18 protein-coding genes and 1 rRNA gene are annotated in these 20,483 nt (G+C 49.1%); 12 read left to right on the forward strand and 7 right to left on the reverse strand.

Annotation, left to right across the window (positions count from 1 at the left end; all coding sequences use genetic code 11):
• The first annotated feature begins 262 nt into the window (after positions 1-262).
• Positions 263-378: ribosomal RNA gene (gene rrf, locus DES37_RS08755) — 5S ribosomal RNA — on the forward strand.
• Between the two features lie 259 nt (positions 379-637).
• Here rrf and pssA read toward each other — a convergent pair.
• From pssA to trxC, 4 genes are all read right to left on the reverse strand, one after another.
• On the reverse strand, positions 638-1,993 hold the full coding sequence (gene pssA, locus DES37_RS08760; protein WP_110025570.1) for a CDP-diacylglycerol--serine O-phosphatidyltransferase: 1,356 nt from the start codon (positions 1,991-1,993) through the stop codon (positions 638-640).
• Between the two features lie 102 nt (positions 1,994-2,095).
• Complete coding sequence (locus DES37_RS08765) at positions 2,096-4,756, reverse strand: bifunctional acetate--CoA ligase family protein/GNAT family N-acetyltransferase (protein WP_110025571.1); 2,661 nt, start codon at positions 4,754-4,756, stop codon at positions 2,096-2,098.
• Between the two features lie 33 nt (positions 4,757-4,789).
• Positions 4,790-5,491: a tRNA-uridine aminocarboxypropyltransferase gene (locus DES37_RS08770; protein WP_110025572.1), complete on the reverse strand. Its 702-nt coding sequence runs from the start codon at positions 5,489-5,491 to the stop codon at positions 4,790-4,792.
• 59 nt (positions 5,492-5,550) lie between these two features.
• Positions 5,551-5,982 carry a thioredoxin TrxC gene (gene trxC / locus DES37_RS08775; protein ID WP_036116436.1) on the reverse strand — a complete coding sequence of 144 codons (432 nt, stop codon included), beginning with the start codon at positions 5,980-5,982 and terminating at the stop codon, positions 5,551-5,553.
• Between the two features lie 204 nt (positions 5,983-6,186).
• Here trxC and DES37_RS08780 point away from each other — a divergent pair, with 204 nt between their 5' ends.
• Positions 6,187-7,209: a tRNA/rRNA methyltransferase gene (locus DES37_RS08780; RefSeq protein ID WP_110025573.1), complete on the forward strand. Its 1,023-nt coding sequence runs from the start codon at positions 6,187-6,189 to the stop codon at positions 7,207-7,209.
• 61 nt (positions 7,210-7,270) lie between these two features.
• Here the strand turns inward: DES37_RS08780 and ung are convergent, their stop codons facing one another.
• Positions 7,271-7,963, reverse strand: a complete 693-nt coding sequence (gene ung, locus DES37_RS08785) for a uracil-DNA glycosylase (RefSeq protein ID WP_110025574.1) — start codon at positions 7,961-7,963, stop codon at positions 7,271-7,273.
• 316 nt (positions 7,964-8,279) lie between these two features.
• Between ung and grcA the strand changes: the two genes are divergently transcribed.
• Entirely contained in the window at positions 8,280-8,663 is a 384-nt protein-coding gene (gene grcA / locus DES37_RS08790) for an autonomous glycyl radical cofactor GrcA (protein WP_036116431.1), read from the forward strand.
• 136 nt (positions 8,664-8,799) lie between these two features.
• Here grcA and srmB read toward each other — a convergent pair whose 3' ends face one another.
• Complete coding sequence (gene srmB / locus DES37_RS08795; protein ID WP_110025575.1) at positions 8,800-10,149, reverse strand: ATP-dependent RNA helicase SrmB; 1,350 nt, start codon at positions 10,147-10,149, stop codon at positions 8,800-8,802.
• 129 nt (positions 10,150-10,278) lie between these two features.
• Here srmB and trmN point away from each other — a divergent pair, with 129 nt between their 5' ends.
• Positions 10,279-11,016 (forward strand): tRNA(1)(Val) (adenine(37)-N(6))-methyltransferase TrmN, encoded by a 738-nt coding sequence (gene trmN, locus DES37_RS08800; protein WP_036116429.1) that lies wholly within the window; start codon positions 10,279-10,281, stop codon positions 11,014-11,016.
• Here the strand turns inward: trmN and nadB are convergent.
• Positions 11,001-12,620, reverse strand: a complete 1,620-nt coding sequence (nadB, locus tag DES37_RS08805) for an L-aspartate oxidase (RefSeq protein ID WP_036116427.1) — start codon at positions 12,618-12,620, stop codon at positions 11,001-11,003. The two genes, trmN and nadB, sit on opposite strands and share 16 nt — an antisense overlap.
• 424 nt (positions 12,621-13,044) lie before the next feature.
• Between nadB and rpoE the strand changes: the two genes are divergently transcribed.
• From rpoE to era, 8 genes are all read left to right on the forward strand, one after another.
• Positions 13,045-13,620 (forward strand): RNA polymerase sigma factor RpoE, encoded by a 576-nt coding sequence (rpoE, locus tag DES37_RS08815; RefSeq protein WP_036116426.1) that lies wholly within the window; start codon positions 13,045-13,047, stop codon positions 13,618-13,620.
• A gap of 33 nt (positions 13,621-13,653) precedes the next feature.
• Positions 13,654-14,313 carry an anti-sigma-E factor RseA gene (rseA, locus tag DES37_RS08820; protein ID WP_036116423.1) on the forward strand — a complete coding sequence of 220 codons (660 nt, stop codon included), beginning with the start codon at positions 13,654-13,656 and terminating at the stop codon, positions 14,311-14,313.
• Positions 14,313-15,269 (forward strand): sigma-E factor regulatory protein RseB, encoded by a 957-nt coding sequence (rseB, locus tag DES37_RS08825; RefSeq protein ID WP_110025576.1) that lies wholly within the window; start codon positions 14,313-14,315, stop codon positions 15,267-15,269. The genes rseA and rseB overlap by 1 nt, the downstream gene beginning before the upstream one ends.
• Positions 15,266-15,745 (forward strand): SoxR-reducing system protein RseC, encoded by a 480-nt coding sequence (rseC, locus tag DES37_RS08830; protein WP_036116418.1) that lies wholly within the window; start codon positions 15,266-15,268, stop codon positions 15,743-15,745. The genes rseB and rseC overlap by 4 nt, the downstream gene beginning before the upstream one ends.
• A gap of 202 nt (positions 15,746-15,947) precedes the next feature.
• Positions 15,948-17,747, forward strand: a complete 1,800-nt coding sequence (gene lepA / locus DES37_RS08835) for a translation elongation factor 4 (protein WP_036116416.1) — start codon at positions 15,948-15,950, stop codon at positions 17,745-17,747.
• Between the two features lie 12 nt (positions 17,748-17,759).
• Positions 17,760-18,734, forward strand: coding sequence for a signal peptidase I (lepB, locus tag DES37_RS08840; protein WP_036116414.1), 975 nt, complete (start codon positions 17,760-17,762; stop codon positions 18,732-18,734).
• A gap of 166 nt (positions 18,735-18,900) precedes the next feature.
• The gene (rnc, locus tag DES37_RS08845; protein ID WP_036116412.1) at positions 18,901-19,581 is read left to right on the forward strand and encodes a ribonuclease III; all 681 of its coding nucleotides are present in this window, start codon (positions 18,901-18,903) and stop codon (positions 19,579-19,581) included.
• The gene (era, locus tag DES37_RS08850) at positions 19,578-20,483 is read left to right on the forward strand and encodes a GTPase Era (protein WP_036116411.1); all 906 of its coding nucleotides are present in this window, start codon (positions 19,578-19,580) and stop codon (positions 20,481-20,483) included. The genes rnc and era overlap by 4 nt, the downstream gene beginning before the upstream one ends.

Below are 20,483 nucleotides of genomic sequence, written 5' to 3' on the forward strand. Positions count from 1 at the left end.
GGTGTGTAAGCGCAGCGATGCGTTGAGCTAACCGGTACTAATGAACCGTGAGGCTTAACCTTACAACGCCAAAGATGTTTTGGTGTGAGAGACGACGATTTTTAGCTTGTTAACGGATAAGTAAAGTCGTGATGGATTTTACGTTATGGCAAGGCGCAGAGCCGCACAGCGCAGGGAGCATACTGAAGTATGTGACTGAGCGAGCAGGCGAAAGCAACACAGCAAGAACGTAAAAGAGACACGACCGAGCACAAAGAATATGCCTGGCGGCAACAGCGCGGTGGTCCCACCTGACCCCATGCCGAACTCAGAAGTGAAACGCCGTAGCGCCGATGGTAGTGTGGGGTCTCCCCATGCGAGAGTAGGGAACTGCCAGGCTTCAATTAAGAAGAACCCTCAGCGAAAGCTGGGGGTTTTTTGCTTTTGTGTTTCAGCATTCAGCAAATTAACAGTCAGGCAGAAGAGAACCAGCCTGTACAGGGTTAACATAGACAACACCACAAATATGTTAAGCCGCAATGGAAAACAAATACGAGCAGTATCAAATAAGAGTGGGAATAACTGGCTTAATAAGACAGGAATAGCAGGAGAGAATAAAACCTTGCCTGGCGAACCCAGACAAGGAAATAAAGGCAGGTTACAACATTCTGCTAATCAACTTATCGATACGGATTCGGCGTAAACGGCGAATGAGTTTACGCACTTTAACCGGGTAGTCTGCAATACTTTGCAGGTCACGATAATGCTGAACTATAGTTGTGTGCTGGCGAATTAACTGGAGTTCGTGCTCTCGTGAAGCTTCCAGTTCATTAAGTGGGTCGTGCACCAGAATGGCATTTTCAAGATCAAGCCGCCACGCGCGGGGATTCAGGTTGTTGCCCGTTAATAGCATCCATTCTGTATCTACCCACATACCTTTCAGGTGATAGCTGTTGTCTGCATCTTTCCATAAACGAACAATTAACTGGCCACTGTTGACATAATATTGCAGCCGGCTAATAAACCTGCGCAAATTGATCTCATAAAGATATGGCAGGGCACCAATAATTTTAAAAGGCTGATCTTCGGGGATGTAAAAATCATTGGCCGTTTTATCGCCCACAATAATTTCGACTTGCTTACCTGCTCGTAGTAGCCCAATGATATTACGCACTAAAATAGCGGGTAAATTAAAATAAGGTGTGCAGATAGTCAGCTTATGTTCAGTGCACGGAATCAGATGGCAAATGGTTCTGTTCAGTAAACTGGATTTACCGAGACCAACTAGTGGTGTCACCGATAATGTTTCGTTATCTGACCGCCCGGTATAGTGGTAGCTACTTTCCCGTAGTTTCTGCCGGTATAAGCGAATATCATTTTTGATATCCTGGCTTTTTGGCCGCTCAGGCGCATCGAGCCGGTTTACCGCCATGCCAGCTACCAGATTTTGTTTTACCCAAACATACAGCGTATCTGCCAACGCGCCGTTGCGGATTAAGTGGTAGCGGTCGTAGCGGTATTTATCATGCTGATGAAGGTATACATCGTTCAAACTGGCCCCGCTGTACAAAACAGCGTTATCAATGATGAACCCCTTAAAATGCAGTACGCCCAATGCTTCACGTGTGTTGACAGGAACGCCATAGACGGGAATAACCGTACCCGGATGTTCAGACGCCATTCTGGCGTACCAGTCTGCGTTTGTATCAGATGCCGCAACACCTATGCGGCCGCGCTGTGCACGGTGCCAGTCAACCAGCACCGTTACCTCTAATTCTGGCCGGAGCTTTTTAGCCTGATACAGAGCCGCAAGCACTGCCTGTCCGCCATCGTCCTGCTCCAAATACAGCGCAACAATACAGATGCGCTTTGTCGCCGTCGCTATTTTTTCCAGCAGCGTTTCCCTGAAATCTGCAGGGGAAAAAAAGAACTCAACATCATCAACTGACTGAGGAAGCTTGGGTAACTGGGCAAGGTGTTGTTGATGTTTATTTCGCTTAAGTCTGGACAACATCACAGTGCTAATCTTCTCTCTATTTAGGGCAGCCAGGCGCTTAAGCCTGGCGACAGAATCTGTCGATGATACCACTACAAGGCATGAATGTAGCTAACATATTCATAATTCAGACTCTGTTGATAGTGGCAGGGTCAGGCTGACAATACCATCTTCCAGCATCGTCTCTATGCGAAACCCCAACTTTTTAGCCAGTGTTATCATCCCCTGATTTCCTGGCATGGTGATACCGTTTAAGTTATTGAGCCCATGATCCCGAGTATAGCTGATGAGTTTTTCCATCAATTTTCTTCCCAACCCCAGGCCCTTAAGATCAGAACGAACCAATACGGCAAATTCGGCATCGACATTATCGGGATCTGATATTGCCCGTGATACACCGATAATTTCATCTCCTCCATGTGTTGAACGAACGGCGACAAAAGCCATTTCTCGATCGTAGTCTATCTGCGTCATGTTAGCTAAATCATCATGGGTAAATTCATTGATTTCGCTGAAATAGCGGTAATAGAGATCTTCTTTTGTCACCTGGCTGATAAACAGCTGCAGCAGGGGTTCATCCTCTGGAAGAATGGGGCGAAATAAACAGTTGGCTCCACTTTTCAGTACGACTTGCTCTTCGAGTTCATGGGGATAAGGGCGAATAACAAGCTGGTGTGGTGTTGTATTTTCTGGAGAAGCCAGTTGCAATGTTACATCCAGCAAACTGAAATCACTGCCAGAAACCAGCAACGGATGAATATCCAGCTTACTGATTTCCGGGCAATCAATAATCAGGTTGGATACTTGCACCAGAATGTGGCTCAGGCCAGCAATATCGAGTGGTGATAGCGCACTTTGCCCCCGAATTTTCCCTAATTTAATTGCCTGAATGATCAAATAGCGCGCCAGATTCATATTCAGGGGAGGTAAGGCAACAACGGCTTGTTTATCCGGTTGCCAGTCTCGGCCACCTTCACCCAGCATGATCAGCGGGCCAAACAGTGGGTCGTTATCCACCTGAATACGGAGTTCCTGCGCTCCCGCCCGGTTAGCCATGCTTTGAACTAACAGACCATGAATACTTGCCTGAGGCCAGGTCAGCCTGACACGGTCAATAATTGCTTCTGCCGCATGCTCAACTTCGGCGGGAGTCCTGAGGTACAACATCACCCCCTGAACTTCAGATTTATGAGGAATGTCTGGGGAACGTAATTTCAGGGCGACCGGGTAGCCAATTTGCTCCGCAATATGCACGGCTTCAGCACTGTCACCTGCAATCCATGTTGGCAGTGTTTTCAGACCGTAAGCTTCCAGAATTGGGCGAACCTCATGGGTATCGAGGGTGGTGACGCCTTGCTCTAATGCCTGCTGTAATCTCCGGTGCGCTTCTGTTGTATTCTGTTGCAGGTTTGCGGGCAAGGCTGGGGTTTCACGCAATTGCTTTTGGTTGCGCCGGTATTCAACCATATGCATGAATGCGGTGATGGCACCCTCTGGCGTCCGGTAAGTAGGGATGGCTGCGTCACTGAATAACCGCCGGGCCTCAATCGAGGAATGCTCCCCACACCAGTTAGTCAGGATGGTCAGGCGTTTGCCACGCGGGTGCTGTTTCAATTGCTGAATAATCGCCTGAGCACATTCTGTTGCCGGGGCTGCAGCACTGGGGGCGTGAATAATCAGTAACGTATCAATATTGCTGTCATCAAGCATACAGCTTAATGCCTGGCAATAATGCTCAGGAGTGGCATCATCCCGTAAATCAAGCGGGTTACTGGCCTCCACACTGGCAGGAAGCAGCTTTGCCAGATGGCTGCAGGTCTCTTCTGTTAGTTCACTTAGCTTGCCGTTTCTTAACCACAAAGCATCAATTGCCAGTGCGGCAGGGGCCGCCCCATTGCTCATGATCATAATTTTCTCGCCCTTTAGTGGGCGCATGTGGCTGAGGGTTTCTACTGCAGAGAAGAGATCATGGGTATCCTGAACTCGGAGCATACCCGCGCGCTGAATGGCCGCATCCCATGCAATATCCAGCCCACCGTGGGTTTTGAGCAACTTCCAGGCTTGTTCACTACGCCCACTTTTGATAACAACCACAGGTTTGTTACGGGAGGCACTTCTGCCGGCAGATACAAAACGGCGGGCATCAGAGAGGTGTTCAAGATACAACAGAATAGCGCTGGTCTTGCTGTCCCGGGCTAAAAAGTCGAGCAGTTCATCTACGCTGATGTCCAGGCTGTCACCAAGCGCGACAAAATAAGAAAAGCCCATTTCACGCTGTTGAGCCCAGTCAAGGATAGTGTTGGAGACAGCCGCCGACTGAGAAATAAATGCCAGTTTCCCCTTGCGAATAGGAACAGGAGAAAAGCTGGCATTCAACCCTTGCCATGGCGCAAGTAACCCTAGGCTATTAGGGCCAAGAATGCGCATTTGCCATTGTTGAGCACAGGCGAGTAGCTCAGCCTGTTGCTCCGGGGGAGAAGAAAGCACAATGCACGTTTTGCAGCCTTTTTTACCCAAGGCCGCCAGCAATTCAATATTGCGTTTGGCATGAGTGCAAAGTACCGCGAGATCTGGCGAAAAAGGTAATGCACTGACTTCAGGCCATGCCAGAACACCACAAACAGCTTTCCATGCGGGTGTGACGGGCAATACTGGGCCTTTAAACCCTCCGGCCAGTAAGTTTTGCATCATCAGAAAACCCGCACGCCCTGGTTTCATTGACGCGCCAATAACGGCAATTGATGCAGGCCGTAATAGTGCTTCCAGTCCTCTCTGGCTCATCTTCCTCTCCCTAAGAGATATGACTCGCTGAGTTTAAATGCTTTCTTCCAGTTTTGCTGTGACCTTGTGTGAATGATGAGCTTTTCCGGCAAGATAACGTTCGCGGAACAGCGTGAAATGCCGGGTTAATTGACGGGATGCAACAACATCGCCAGCAAGTTCCAGTAAGGCAATTGCCACTTCAGCTGTGCAATACTGCCCTTCACCGTGAGCTTCACGTAACTGGTAGCTGGAAGTGGCATTCAAATCCACAGAAATGACCGGTAGCGTGTCCAGCCAGGGGCTTTTGCGAAACATTTTTCGGGCTTCGCTCCATGTCCCATCCAGCATAATAAACAGTGGCGGTTTCCCGGTAGTTGGGGGGCGATGATATACCTTGCGTGATTCACCCGTATCGTTGGCTGGAAACACGACCATAGGTTGCCAGTTACCTGATGAAATTACTGATAATAGCGGTTCTGGTGGTTCGGTGCGTGACCACTGAAATGCGGTTGTTTCCGGCAGAATATCTGCAATCAGGCGGCCTGTATTACTCGGCTTCAATGGTTCAGTATCATACATAAGCAAACTGAACTGGCTGCGTGAAGGTGCTGTAACCAGGGTGTCACACAAGCATTGCGTCAGCGCAAGCAGGCAGCGCTGGCAGCGACGCACCTTGTTGCCACGGGCAAGAAATGGGCGAGTAGAACGGGCAAGTCTTGCCTCGCGTAAGCGGAGAACGGCGTTATCGTGCATGGAAGTGGCTTACAAGAAAAACGCCATTCTCTCAGAGTGGAGATATTGGAACAAGTGATTCAGGATTGTGGTTCCAGGCATTCATTCAACCATTCATCAAACGGAGCTTTTGGCATAGCACCATTGAGCATATCCACCAGTTCGCCTTGTTTAAACATCATGATGGTGGGGATACTGCGGATACGAAAACGCGCACTCAGTTCTTGTTCGGCTTCGGTGTTGATTTTCACGAAACGTATATGTTCACGGCGTTCCTCCGCGACTTCTTCAAAAACAGGTGCGAAGTTACGGCACGGGCCACACCAGGGAGCCCAAAAATCAATAACTACAGGCAGGTCATCTTTGAGGATAGTATCCAGTGTTTTACTGGTAGCATTGATGATACTGCCATCGAACAGTGCGTGACCGCACCGGCCACATTTTGCGCCATCCTGGAGGCGTTCTTCGGGAAGGCGATTGATGGACTGGCAGGCGGTACATACTGTTTTCATAGTTAACCTCAACGATAATTCGTCACTGTGAAGTTACGGATAAATGTTTAATATATGTTGCGTATTATTATTGTTAAGGTTGCTAACAGCAATGCGATTTATTCGATGGGTACAATAGTTGTTAGCTTTTGCGTAAAGGAAATAGATAACGCTTGCTACATCAGGTAATCTTCGCGCTTCGCGCAGCGCTGGTGGAGAATGAGAATGAGCGACGAAATGAAAGGTAAGAGCGGTAAAGTTAAGGTGATGTATGTTCGTTCGGATGATGCCTCAGGTGAACGTGGGCGTAATCCTCGCACAGGCAAGGGCGGCGGTCGTCCGGATAAGCCATCCCGGGGGCAGGGGAAAGGTCCACGTAAAGACACAGACAGCAAGGCGTCGCGCGAACGTTCTCCATGGCGTACTGTGTCCAGGGCGCCCGGCGAAGCAGAACAGCCTGAAGTGGATCATGGTGGCATTAGTGGCAAAAGCTTTATCGACCCGGAAGTTTTGCGTCGGCAGCGGGCAGAAGAAACGCGCGTATATGGCATCAATGCCTGTCTGGCATTATTCCAGAACCGCCCTGAGGCGATTGTCCGTGGTTGGTTTGTTCAGAGCGTAACCCCACGCTTTAAAGAAGCTTTGCGCTGGATGGCAGCTAACCGCAAAGCGTATCACGTGGTTGATGATGAAGAACTGGCGAAAGCGTCAGGTACTGAACATCATGGCGGCGTGTGTTTCCTGATTAAAAAGCGCCGTGGTATTGAAGTGGATACCTGGGTAAGCCAGGCGGGCGAAACAGATTGTGTTCTCGCGCTTGAAGATGTCAGTAACCCTCATAACCTGGGGGGGATCGTCCGCTCCTGTGCTCACTTTGGTGTGAACGGGGTTCTGGTGAATGATGCCGGGTTACTGGAGTCTGGCGCTGCAGTGAGAACAGCAGAAGGTGGAGCCGAGCATGTTAGCGCGATTACCTCCGGTAGTGTTGAGGAAGCGCTGCGCCAGTTCAGGGCTGCAGGCTACACCATTGTTGGCACTTCCGGGAAAGGTGGTACACCTTTATTTTCAGCAGAGTTGCCGAAAAAGGTTGTTTTGCTGATTGGCCGTGAAGGCAGCGATGAGAAACATGAAGCTCTGCTCAATTCCGATTTGCATGTCTCAATTGATGGGACCGGCAGCGCCAGCAGCCTGAACGTTTCCGTAGCCAGCGGGATTATTCTTGCTGAATGGTGGCGCCAGAATCACTAAGTTTTCTCAGGCGTAATGAACAAGCCGGTGCATTGATTTTGCACCGGCTTTTTTACAGGTGTTACGCTTGTGCTGCTTCAGGTAAATGAGGTACCCAGTCGATGGGAGGCAGACCACGTTCAGCTAAATACTCATTGGCCTTAATAAAATGCCCACACCCAAAGAAACCACGGTGAGCAGATAACGGCGACGGGTGAGGAGCCTGTAAAACGAAATGTTTTTGCCGGTCGATTATACTGCCTTTTTTCTGGGCATGGGCGCCCCATAACAGAAAAACGACACCTTCACAGTGCTCATTAATCAATGAAATCACTTTATCTGTGAATGTTTCCCAGCCAAAACTGGCGTGAGAATGTGCTTTTCCTGCCTCAACGGTCAGCACTGTGTTGAGCAGTAATACCCCCTGGCGTGCCCAGCTTTCAAGATAGCCATGGTTTGGGCGTTGAAAACCGGGTAACGAACCTTCCAGCTCTTTATACATATTCACCAGTGATGGTGGCGGTGCAATGCCTGGCAGCACAGAGAAAGCCAGACCATGGGCTTGCCCCGGGCCATGATAAGGGTCCTGACCCAGAATCACGACTTTGATATCACTTAATTCTGTATAACGAAATGCATTAAACACATCTTTTGCTGGTGGGTAGACTGTAATACCAGACCGGCGAACATCTGCCACTCTTTGCAGTGTTTCGATGAAATAAGGTTGCTGTTTTTCCTCAGCCAGCACATCGTGCCAGGTTAGTTTTCCTGCCATGCCTCTCTCCCACAATTTTTCTGGAGCTAGCTTACCGTGTTCCCCCTGCGAAGAAAAATGGCACCTTCATTTTTGTCTATTTCATTCAAATTTTTTTGAAAATTTACAAAACTTTTATCCATCAATGAAATGCATAAGTTGATGTAAAACAAATAGAACCATTAATGACCATTTTAGCTGCATGGTTTTTATTGATTAAAATCAAAGAATGCAAACCTGGCGACTGGTATATAAACAATATCGCAACAATGGTTTTACCAATTGGCCAGGCACTGGCCATTAAAATCACGAAGAACTGCTCTTAGGGAGACATAGCATGATTACTGGTATTCAGATTACAAAAGCTGCAAATGACGATTTGATGAACTCTTTCTGGCTGCTGGACAGCGAAAAAGGTGAAGCACGTTGTGTTTGTGCGAAAGCAGGCTTTGCCGAAGATGAAGTGGTTTCAGTTAGCAAACTGGGTGAAATCGAATATCGTGAAATCCCAATGGAAGTTAAACCAGAAGTTCGTGTTGAAGGTGGTCAGCACCTGAACGTGAACGTACTGCGCCGTGAAACACTGGAAGACGCAGTGAAACACCCGGAAAAATACCCGCAGCTGACTATCCGTGTTTCTGGTTACGCAGTGCGTTTTAACTCACTGACGCCAGAACAGCAGCGTGATGTTATTGCCCGTACTTTCACTGAAAGTCTGTAATAGTACGCTAACCGTTTTTTTCAGCGCCATACCTGCGGGTGTGGCGTTTTTTTTTGTGTTCATGGCCGGTCAATACAAATAAATAAGCCCGTGCATGAGCACAGGCTTATCGTGTGGAATAACGTGTCTGCGGCAATTATGACTGTTTGTCCGTGCCTTCTGCTTCTGGTGAAGTCTGTTTAGCAGCGGCTGGCTGGCGCCTTTTACCTACATTTTTGGTGTCACGGTGGCGCTGCTTCACTCGCCCTTTGGTTTTATCCTGCTCTTTTTTCTTCTCTTCACGGCGAGCTTTAACCTTTTTGGACGGTTTCCCTTTCAATTTGTCACTTGGGGTTCGCGTGGTGGGGCGAAGCTCCTCAATGACTCGTGATTTGAGTGGCTCCTGAATATAACGCTCAATTTTACCCAGCAATAAATGGTCGTGTGCTTCAACTAGCGAAATGGCTGTCCCTTTGCGGCCGGCGCGGCCGGTTCTGCCAATGCGGTGAAGGTAAGTGTCGCTCCCACGCGGCAAGTCGAAGTTAAATACATGGCTGACATCAGGAATATCAATACCACGAGCGGCAACATCCGTTGCAATAAGCACATTAACCCGGCCATCGGTCAGGCGTTTGATTGCTTCATTACGTTTAGCCTGAACCATTTCACCTTCGAGATAACAGGTTTGAATTCCTGCATCGCGCAGCCACCCGGCTAACTCATGCACACGCTCACGCTTACGCACAAAAACAATGGAACGAGTAACATCAGGCTGACCCAGCAGGTTTACCAGCAACGCAGTTTTATGCTCAACGTTGTCAGCACGGTAATACCACTGGTGTATTTTTTTTCGCTCACGAACGGATGGCGTGGCAGACACTTCGGCCGGGTCTTCAAGTAAACGTTCAGCAAAATCTTTTATCGCCTGCCCTTCAAGAGTGGCGGAAAACAACATGGTTTGTTTACGCCAGCGAGTTTCCCCTGATATATGCTCAATATCTTGGGCAAAACCCATATCCAGCATCCGGTCTGCTTCATCGAGAATCAGCATTTCAACGGCGCGGCAGTCGAAATTCTCTTCTTTAATGTATTGCAGCAGGCGGCCAGTTGTTGCAACAACAATGTCCTGGTTTTCACTGAATACTTCCGCATGGTTCATGTAAGCAACGCCGCCAGTAATGGTGGCAATATCCAGCTTTGTATGGGTAGCCAGCTCTTTGGCATGCTCTGCAACCTGCATTGCCAGCTCGCGAGTTGGCGTTAGGATCAACACCCGAGGAGGCCCTGACTTTTTACGCGGGAAATCGAGCAGATGTTGCATCACCGGCAGTAAGTAAGCCGCAGTCTTCCCGGTTCCGGTTGGTGCGGAGCCCAGGATATCGCGGCCCTCCAGTGCAGGAGGGATTGCCTCAGCCTGAATAGCTGTTGGGCGAGTAAAGCCTTTATCCTGGAGTGCATCCAGCAGGCTTTCATCAAGTTCGAGTTCGGAAAAAGTGGTTACAGTCATCATCTACCTCTGAGTGGGGGGGCGATTATAGACGTTTAGGCTAATATGTTCATCTCTAATATCATGAACCCCTTTTCCCGTAACGCCCTTTCTCCTATGCTACAACGGATTCAGGTAAAGGTAGCAAGTATGACCGGGCATAAAGCAGTACTTCGTCGGGGTGGGTTCACCTTCAAACAATTTTTTGTGGCGCATGACCGTTGTGCGATGAAAGTCGGAACTGATGGTGTACTCCTGGGTGCCTGGGCGCCTGTGGCCGGCGTGAAGCGCATCCTGGATATTGGCACGGGAAGTGGCTTACTGGCATTGATGCTGGCTCAGCGTACCCATGGGCATGCGTCCATTGATGCTGTTGAGATTGATAATGAAGCAGCTGTTCAGGCCCGGGAAAATGCCGCAGCTTCGCCATGGGCCGATAAAATTACGGTTCACCAGTCTGATATTAAACAGTGGCATTTGCAGCACACTGAACGTTATGAACTTATTGTCAGTAACCCGCCGTATTTCGACAAAGGTGTATCCTGCGCAACACCTCAGCGCGAGCATGCCCGTTACACTACGCAACTCGATCATAGCTCTCTTTTGCAGTGTGCGGCAGACCGCATTACTGAACAGGGCTTTTTTTGTGTTGTGTTGCCAGAATCAATAGGGCAGGCTTTTGTGTCGCAGGCAGAACAACAAGGCTGGCATTGCCGTTTTCGTGCAGATATCACTGAGCATGAAGGTAAGCCTCCACACCGTGTGTTGCTTGGTTTGTCGCCAACTGCCGGGGAATTCTTTGCGGAGCGAATAGTTATCCGCGGGCCAGACCAGCATTACTCAGAGGCTTACACCGGCCTGACCCAGGATTTCTATTTATTTATGTAGCTGGTGGGCGAAAGAATGGTTGGCCCGGATTCAGGCAACGTATCCGGGTAATCCAGCGTGTAATGAAGCCCACGGCTCTCTTTACGCATCAGAGCGCAACGGACAATTAGCTCAGCAACCTGAACCAGGTTACGCAGTTCCAGCAAATTATTGGAAACGCGGAAATTGGCATAATACTCATGGATTTCTTGCTGCAGCATCATGATACGCCGTAACGCCCGCTCAAGGCGTTTATTGGTTCGAACAATCCCCACGTAATCCCACATCAACAGGCGAAGTTCATGCCAGTTATGCTGAATGACCACCCGCTCATCGGCATCATCAACCCGGCTTTCATCCCAGACTGGCAGGTGTTGGACATGTTTGGTTGCAGGCAGCCGTTTGTTAATATCTTCTGCTGCAGACCAGCCATATACCAGGCATTCCAGCAATGAATTCGATGCCATGCGGTTGGCTCCATGCAGCCCGGTATAGCTTACTTCACCAATGGCATATAACCCGTCAATATCGGTTCTCCCGTGTTCATCAATCATTACACCGCCGCATGTGTAATGCGCTGCGGGAACAACGGGAACAGGGTCAGTAGTTAAATCAATACCCAGCGTTAACAGCTTCTCGTAAATCATGGGGAAGTGCTGGCGAATGAAAGGTGCGGGTTTATGGCTAATATTGAGGTACATGCAATCTGCGCCAAGGCGTTTCATTTCATGGTCAATTGCCCTGGCAACTACATCCCGGGGAGCAAGCTCTGCACGCGGATCGATCTCTGGCATGAAACGGGAACCATCTGCGCGGGTAAGATATGCGCCTTCGCCCCGGAGTGCTTCCGTTAATAAGAAGTTGCGTGCCTGTGGGTGAAATAACGCAGTGGGATGGAACTGGTTAAACTCAAGGTTTGCCACCCGGCAACCTGCGCGCCAGGCCATAGCTACGCCATCACCAGAAGCAATATCCGGGTTTGTCGTATACTGGTAGACCTTTGATGCACCTCCGGTAGCCAGTACCACAGAACGCGCCTTGCAGGTTTCCACTTTCTCTTTTTCACGGTTCCAAATCCACGCGCCGACCACTCGTCGGGTGCCGGATAAGCCAATCTTGTCGGAAATGATAAGGTCGACGGCATTAAACCGTTCGAGAACGCGAATATTGGGGTGGCTTAACGCCTGGCTGACAAGCGTGGTTTCGACAGCTTTACCGGTGGCATCTGCAGAGTGCAGAATTCGGCGATGGCTGTGTCCCCCTTCACGAGTCAGGTGATAGCCAGCTTCACCGTTTGGCTGAGTTTCAGTATCGAACATTACGCCCTGGTCTATCAGCCACTGAACGCAATGACGGGCATTGCTGGCAACAAACTCAACAGCACTCTGTTCGCAAATGCCCGCTCCGGCTACCAGCGTATCTTCCACATGTGCAGTGACACTGTCTGTTTCATCAAAAACAGCAGCAATTCCGCCTTGCGCATAAAAGGTGGAGCCTTCGCTGATGGGGCCTTTACTCAGTACAATCACCTTGTGGTTACTGGCAAGGCGTAACGCCAAAGACAAACCAGCAGCACCACTCCCTATAATCAGTACGTCACTAATATAATCAGATGAAGTTGTCATGATGTTGTGTTTAATTTACTAAACAAGATTTGCTGAGCATAGCACCAGGCTGTGAAAAAATGCACAATTTTTTTATTTTCGTAGCAAAGACTAAACAGGTAAGGTGGCGCAGGCAGGGATAAAGCGCAAATTTAAGTAAATATTTGCGAGGCTTGTCCTTAGTCTGTGATTTTGAGGTGAAAAAACATGATGCATGAGATACCCTGCACAAGCCTGAACGCAAATTTCGGTTGCTAATATTTGCGTTCAGCTGCGGCAAAAAAGAATGAAAATGATATTTGTCCGTAATCAATGAACAAAAACAATAGCGTAATGGAACTCTGGTTGTTTCTGCGTGTCTTAGCTGGTGCTTGCTCATTGTGCGAAGACAGAGTGGCAGTTTGGTTACGCGTGGAAATTTGGGTTTGGGGAGAAATTACCTCGGATGAGCGAGCAGTTAGCGGATCAGGTTCTTGTCGAACGGGTCCAGAAGGGAGATCAAAAATCATTCAACTTACTGGTTGTTCGCTACCAGCATAAGGTTGCGAGTCTGGTTTCCCGTTATGTTCCTTCAGGTGATGTACCTGATGTGGTTCAGGAATCTTTCATTAAAGCATATCGCGCACTGGATTCTTTCCGGGGTGAAAGTGCTTTTTATACCTGGCTATATCGTATTGCGGTGAATACCGCGAAAAATTATTTGGTTGCTCAGGGGCGCCGCCCGCCATCCAGCGATGTTGATGCAAATGATGCTGAAAATTTCGAAACTGGTGGGGCATTGAAAGAAATTTCGAACCCTGAGAACTTAATGTTGTCTGAGGAACTGAGACAGATTGTTTTCCGGACAATTGAGTCCCTCCCGGAAGATTTGCGCATGGCTATTACATTGCGGGAGATTGAAGGGCTGAGCTATGAAGAAATAGCTGCCATCATGGACTGCCCTGTGGGTACGGTTCGTTCTCGTATCTTCCGGGCCAGGGAAGCAATTGATAATAAAGTTCAACCGCTTATCCGGCGTTGACGATAGCGGCATACTGGAAAAAGGTATCTAGGCATGCAGAAAGAAAAACTTTCCGCTCTTATGGATGGTGAAACACTGGACAGTGAAACTATCAGCGAGTTATCGCGCGATAAATCACTGTTACAGACGTGGGAAAGCTATCACCTTATCCGTGACACTCTTCGTGGCGATACAGGACCAGTCCTGGATTTTGATATTTCCGCCCGTGTTATGGAAGCCATTGAAAAAGAGCCCGCACGTAATCCGTCGCCTCTTATTACAGAATCTCAGCCAACGCCTCACCAATGGCAAAAAATGCCATTTTGGAAAAAGCTTCGCCCCTGGGCGAGCCAGCTTACCCAAATTGGTGTTGCCGCGTGTGTATCGCTTGCCGTGATAGTCGGCGTGCAGCAATATAATACCGGTGGCAGAGCAGCCGATTCAGTTGCTCAGCCTGAAACTCCGGTGTTTAATACCTTACCCATGATGGGGAAAGCCAGCCCGGTTAGCCTTGGTGTGCCATCTGACAGCATGAGTGTTGATGGTGGCCAGCAACAAATGCAGGAACAGCGCCGTCGCATTAATGCCATGTTGCAGGACTATGAACTGCAGCGCCGGTTGCACGCAGAAAAACTGCAATTTGAACAGGCACAAACTAAGCAGGCGGGTATTGAAGTTCCCGGCAATCAAACTTTAGGAACGCAATCGCAGTAATGAAGCAGCTTTTGTGCGTTGTCTCTTTACTGGCTGGTAGTATTTTTTTTACGCATAACGCCTCGGCAGATACTACATCGCCCGGGGCGTTGTTGCAGGAAATGAACCAGGCCAGTCAGTCTCTGAACTATGAGCTTTCTTTTATCAGCATCAATAAACAGGGTGTGGAATCACTACGTTATTCTCATGCCCGGCTGAACAATGAAACTCTGGCTCAACTCCTTCAGATGGATGGCCCACGCCGTGAAGTCGTTCAGCGCGGCAATGAAATCAGCTATTTTGAGCCTGGTCTGGATCCTTTCACGCTTAACGGCGATTATATCGTCGATTCATTACCCTCTCTGGTCTACAGCGACTTCAAGCGTCTTGCGCCCTATTATGATTTTATTCCGGTAGGCCGTACCCGGGTTGCTGACAGGCTGTGCGAAGTGGTGCGTATTGTTGCCCGCGATGGTACTCGCTACAGCTACATTGTCTGGCTGGACAGCGAAACACACCTTCCGTTACGGGTTGATTTACTTGACCGCGATGGCGAAACACTGGAGCAGTTCCGGGTTATCTCCTTTACCGTTGAGCAGCAGGTACCGGACAAAATCAAGAAACTTGAAAAGGCCAGTTTACCGCCTCTGCTTTCTATGCCAGATACGGAAAAAAACAACTTCACCTGGGCTCCTACCTGGTTGCCACAGGGGTTTACTGAAGTATCCAGTAGCCGTCGCCCGATACCAACTCTTAGTGTTCCCGTAGAGTCTCGTCTCTATTCTGATGGCCTGTTCAGTTTTTCAATTAATATTAATCGTGCTGAAGGTGTTACAGGTGATCAGGTATTACGAACTGGCCGGCGAACTGTCAGCAGTGAAGTGCGTAACAGTATGGAAATTACTGTTGTGGGTGAGTTGCCTCCACAAACAGCAAAACGTATTGCAGACAGCGTAAAATTCAGGGCTACACAATGATTAAAGAGTGGGCAACCGTAATATCCTGGCAAGATGGCACTGCGACAGTGCAGTGCGATGTGCAAAGTGGCTGTAGCCAGTGTTCATCGCGCAAAGGTTGTGGTAGCCGGGTATTAAACAAACTTGGGCCAGAAACGGTACACCAAATTTCGGTTCACTCGACAGAGCCACTCAGCGCCGGGCAAAAAGTGGAACTGGGTATTGCTGAAAGCAGTTTGCTGGGCTCTGCTTTACTGGTTTATATGGTGCCACTGATTGGCCTGTTTATGGTGGCCGGTATCTGCCAGGGTGTTTTTGCCAGCAACCTCTGGACAGGCATTGGTGCACTGGCTGGTGGCCTGCTGGGGTTTTATGTTGCGCGTTGGGGCGCCTCCCGCCTGAGTGCACGCGCTTCAATGCACCCGGTTATTTTGAGCATTGGGTTGCCACCAGACGCCTGGCGTACTGTTGATTCATCCCCTGCCACCCCCAGGTAATCCCTCCCAAACACAACGGGTGCCCGCTGCTGCCTCTCAATAAATGAAGCAACCGTGATGCTGGAGTGCATGAGCATTTCCTCGCTTTCTGGTTGTAGTGTAGAATGCAGCGTTTCAGGCACCAGTCGGCCATAAAGATAGCAGGCTTATACTGCGCATAGCGCGGAGCCTCCCAGGATTTGAAAGGCATAAATCTCCACATATGAAGAACATACGCAACTTTTCTATCATCGCCCATATCGACCACGGTAAGTCGACTCTGTCGGACCGAATTATCCAGATTTGTGGCGGTTTGAGTGACCGGGAAATGGCCGCGCAGGTGCTGGATTCCATGGATCTTGAACGTGAGCGCGGTATTACCATTAAAGCGCAAAGCGTGACACTCGACTACAAAGCAACTGATGGCCAGGTTTATCAGTTAAACTTTATCGATACCCCGGGGCATGTTGACTTCTCCTATGAAGTTTCACGCTCGCTGGCCGCTTGTGAAGGGGCTCTGCTGGTGGTGGACGCCGGGCAAGGGGTTGAAGCGCAGACCCTGGCAAACTGCTACACCGCTATTGAGATGAATCTTGAAGTGGTGCCCGTACTGAACAAAATTGACTTACCGGCTGCAGACCCTGAGCGTGTCGCAGAAGAAATTGAAGACATTGTCGGTATTGATGCCGCTGATGCTGTGCGTTGCTCGGCTAAAACCGGTGTCGGTGTACCTGATGTGCTGGAACGCCTGGTACGGGATATTCCGGCTCCGGAAGGCAGCCCTGAAGCACCGTTGCAGGCTCTGATTATCGACTCATGGTTCGATAACTACCTGGGCGTTGTCTCTTTGATTCGTATTAAAAACGGTAGCCTGCGCAAAGGCGATAAAGTCAAGGTGATGAGTACCGGGCAAACCTACAACGCAGACCGTTTGGGTATCTTTACGCCAAAACAAATTGATCGCGATGTCCTTAATTGCGGCGAGGTGGGTTGGTTAGTTTGCGCGATTAAAGATATCCATGGCGCGCCAGTGGGCGATACGCTGACTTTGGCTCGGGCACCAGCAGACAAAGCTCTGCCCGGTTTCAAAAAAGTGAAGCCGCAGGTATACGCAGGGTTATTCCCGGTCAGTTCCGATGACTATGAAGCGTTTCGTGATGCGCTGGGTAAACTCAGCCTGAACGATGCGTCTTTGTTCTATGAGCCGGAAACGTCCAGTGCACTGGGCTTTGGTTTCCGCTGCGGCTTCCTTGGCCTGCTCCATATGGAGATTATCCAGGAGCGTCTGGAGCGTGAATACGATCTGGACCTGATAACAACAGCGCCAACAGTGGTATATCAAATTGAAACCACGGCAGGTGAAGAGCTGTATGTTGACAGCCCCTCCAAATTACCTGCTATCAATAATATTGCGGAATTACGCGAACCCATTGCTGAATGTAACATGCTGTTGCCGCAGGAATATCTGGGCAACGTGATCACGCTGTGCATTGAGAAACGTGGTGTGCAGACAAACATGGTCTACCACGGCAACCAGGTCGCGCTGACTTACGAAATTCCAATGGCCGAAGTGGTTCTGGATTTCTTCGACCGCCTGAAATCAACCTCGCGTGGATATGCTTCGCTTGATTACAACTTCAAACGTTTCCAGACTTCCGACATGGTGCGTGTAGATGTATTAATCAATGGTGAGCGCGTGGATGCCCTGGCAATCATTACTCACCGGGATAACGCACCTTATCGTGGCCGTGACCTGGTTGAGAAAATGAAAGAGTTGATTCCGCGTCAGCAATTCGACATTGCAATTCAGGCCGCGATTGGTAACCACATTATTGCCCGTTCTACGGTGAAACAGTTACGTAAAAACGTACTGGCAAAATGTTATGGTGGTGACGTCAGCCGTAAGAAGAAACTGCTGCAGAAACAGAAAGAAGGTAAAAAACGCATGAAGCAGATCGGTAACGTAGAACTGCCTCAGGAAGCCTTCCTTGCAATTCTGCATGTGGGTAAAGATAGCAAATAATAAGGAGTTGGCATGGCAAATATGTTTGCCCTGGTCCTTGTCATTGCAACACTGGTGACGGGCGTATTATGGTGCATTGACAAGTTTATCTTTGCACCAAAACGACGTGAGAAGCAGGCCGCCGCACAGGCGGCCACAGACGGTACACTTGATGCAAAAACATTGAAGAAAGTTGGGCCTAAGCCTGGCTGGATGGAAACCGGCGCATCAATTTTTCCGGTTCTTGCCATTGTTTTGATTGTCCGTTCATTTATCTTCGAACCCTTCCAAATTCCATCGGGTTCTATGATGCCGACGTTGTTGATAGGCGATTTTATTCTGGTAGAGAAATTCGCCTATGGCATTAAAGATCCTATTTTCCAAAAAACACTGATTGAAACCGGGCACCCTAAACGTGGCGATATTGCGGTATTCAAATATCCCAAAGACCCGAGTCTTGATTACATTAAACGTGTTATTGGTCTGCCCGGTGATCGCATTACTTATGATCCATCAACCAAAGAACTGACTATTCAGCCGAATTGCAGTTCAGGCCAGGCATGTGGCAGCGCGTTGCCGATTACTTATTCGAACGTTGAAGCCAGTGATTTTGTTCAGACATTTGAACGTACCAGCGGTGGTGAGGCTTCAAGTGGTTTCTGGCAATTACCGCAAAACCAGACAAAAGATGGCGGTATCCGCCTTGCTGAGCGTCAAGAGAGCCTGGGTAACGTAACTCACCGTATCCTCACGGTGCCTATTGCTCAGGATCAACTGGGGATGTATTACCAACAACCTGGCCAGCCACTGGCGACCTGGGTTGTGCCACCTGGTGAATATTTTATGATGGGTGACAACCGTGATAACAGCGCAGACAGCCGTTATTGGGGTTTTGTACCTGAGGCTAATTTGGTTGGTAAAGCTACTGCAATCTGGATGAGTTTCGAAAAACAGGAAGGTGAGTGGCCGACTGGCATTAGATTTAGCCGAATAGGTGGAATTCATTAATTAAAAGATTAATCAGATAACGACATCCCTTGTCGTTGTGTATAGAATATCCCCCCGTGTTTTTAGGTTGGCTCCCTTAAATGGGAGCCACAGCACACGAAACAGGTTTGGAAATCAGCTCTGTTCCGTGTGCTGAATTGTTGACGCATTCATTAATTGGTATCACATGAACCCCATCTTAATTAATCGGCTTCAGCGGAAGCTGGGCTACACTTTTCATCATCAGGATCTTTTGCAGCAGGCATTAACCCACCGTAGTGCCAGTAGCAAGCATAACGAACGTCTGGAGTTTCTTGGTGACTCTATTCTTAGCTATGTTATTGCTAATGCGCTCTATCACCGTTTCCCTCGGGTGGACGAAGGGGATATGAGCCGTATGCGTGCCACATTGGTGCGGGGTAATACACTGGCGGAAATTGCCCGTGAATTTGAATTGGGTGAATGCCTGCGTTTGGGACCGGGCGAATTGAAAAGTGGGGGGTTCCGTCGGGAGTCTATTCTGGCGGACACAGTAGAAGCACTGATTGGCGGTGTTTTTCTCGACAGTGATATCCAAACGGTTGAACGTTTGATCCTTAGTTGGTATCAAACGCGCCTGGATGAAATCAGCCCGGGTGATAAACAAAAAGATCCGAAAACGCGTTTACAAGAATTTCTGCAAGGGCGTCATTTACCGTTGCCTGGTTATCTGGTTGTTCAGGTACGGGGCGAAGCCCATGACCAGGAATTCACGATTCACTGCCAGGTTAGTGGCCTGAACGAACCCGTGGTTGGCACTGGTTCCAGCCGCCGCAAAGCGGAGCAGGCAGCCGCTGAACAGGCGCTAAAACAGCTGGAGCTGGAATGAGCGAAGAAAATACTTACTGCGGGTTTATTGCAATAGTAGGGCGTCCGAACGTGGGTAAATCCACGTTGTTGAACAAACTGCTGGGGCAAAAGATTTCCATCACCTCGCGTAAAGCGCAGACGACACGTCACCGTATCGTCGGCATCCATACTGAAGGCCCGTATCAGGCAATTTATGTTGATACCCCAGGCTTACATATGGAAGAAAAACGGGCGATTAACCGCCTGATGAACCGTGCTGCAAGTAGCTCGATTGGCGATGTAGAACTGGTCATTTTCGTTGTTGAAGGCACTCGCTGGACGCCAGATGACGAAATGGTGCTCAACAAGCTAAAAGATGGCAAAGCCCCGGTCATTCTTGCTGTGAATAAAGTGGATAACGTGGCAGACAAAGCCGACCTGTTACCCCATTTACAGTTCCTGGGCCAGCAGATGAACTTCCTCGATATTGTGCCGATTTCCGCAGAAGACGGTACTAATGTTGACACCATCGCGAGCATTGTCCGTAAACATCTGCCGGAAGCTATTCACCATTTCCCGGAAGACTATATTACGGATCGCTCACAGCGCTTTATGGCCTCAGAAATCATTCGTGAAAAACTGATGCGTTTCCTGGGTGCTGAATTACCGTATTCCGTTACCGTCGAAATTGAGCGTTTTGTTACCAACGAACGTGGTGGATACGATATCAATGGCCTGATTCTGGTGGAGAGAGAAGGCCAGAAAAAAATGGTTATTGGCAACAAAGGCGCCAAAATAAAAACCATTGGTATTGAAGCCCGCAAAGACATGGAAGACATGTTCGAAGCCAAAGTGCATCTTGAACTGTGGGTGAAGGTGAAATCAGGCTGGGCTGATGACGAACGGGCTCTGCGTAGCCTGGGTTATGTCGATGATCTTTAA

Source organism: Mangrovibacter plantisponsor (genome assembly GCF_003182475.1).
GTDB classification, from domain to species: domain Bacteria; phylum Pseudomonadota; class Gammaproteobacteria; order Enterobacterales; family Enterobacteriaceae; genus Mangrovibacter; species Mangrovibacter plantisponsor.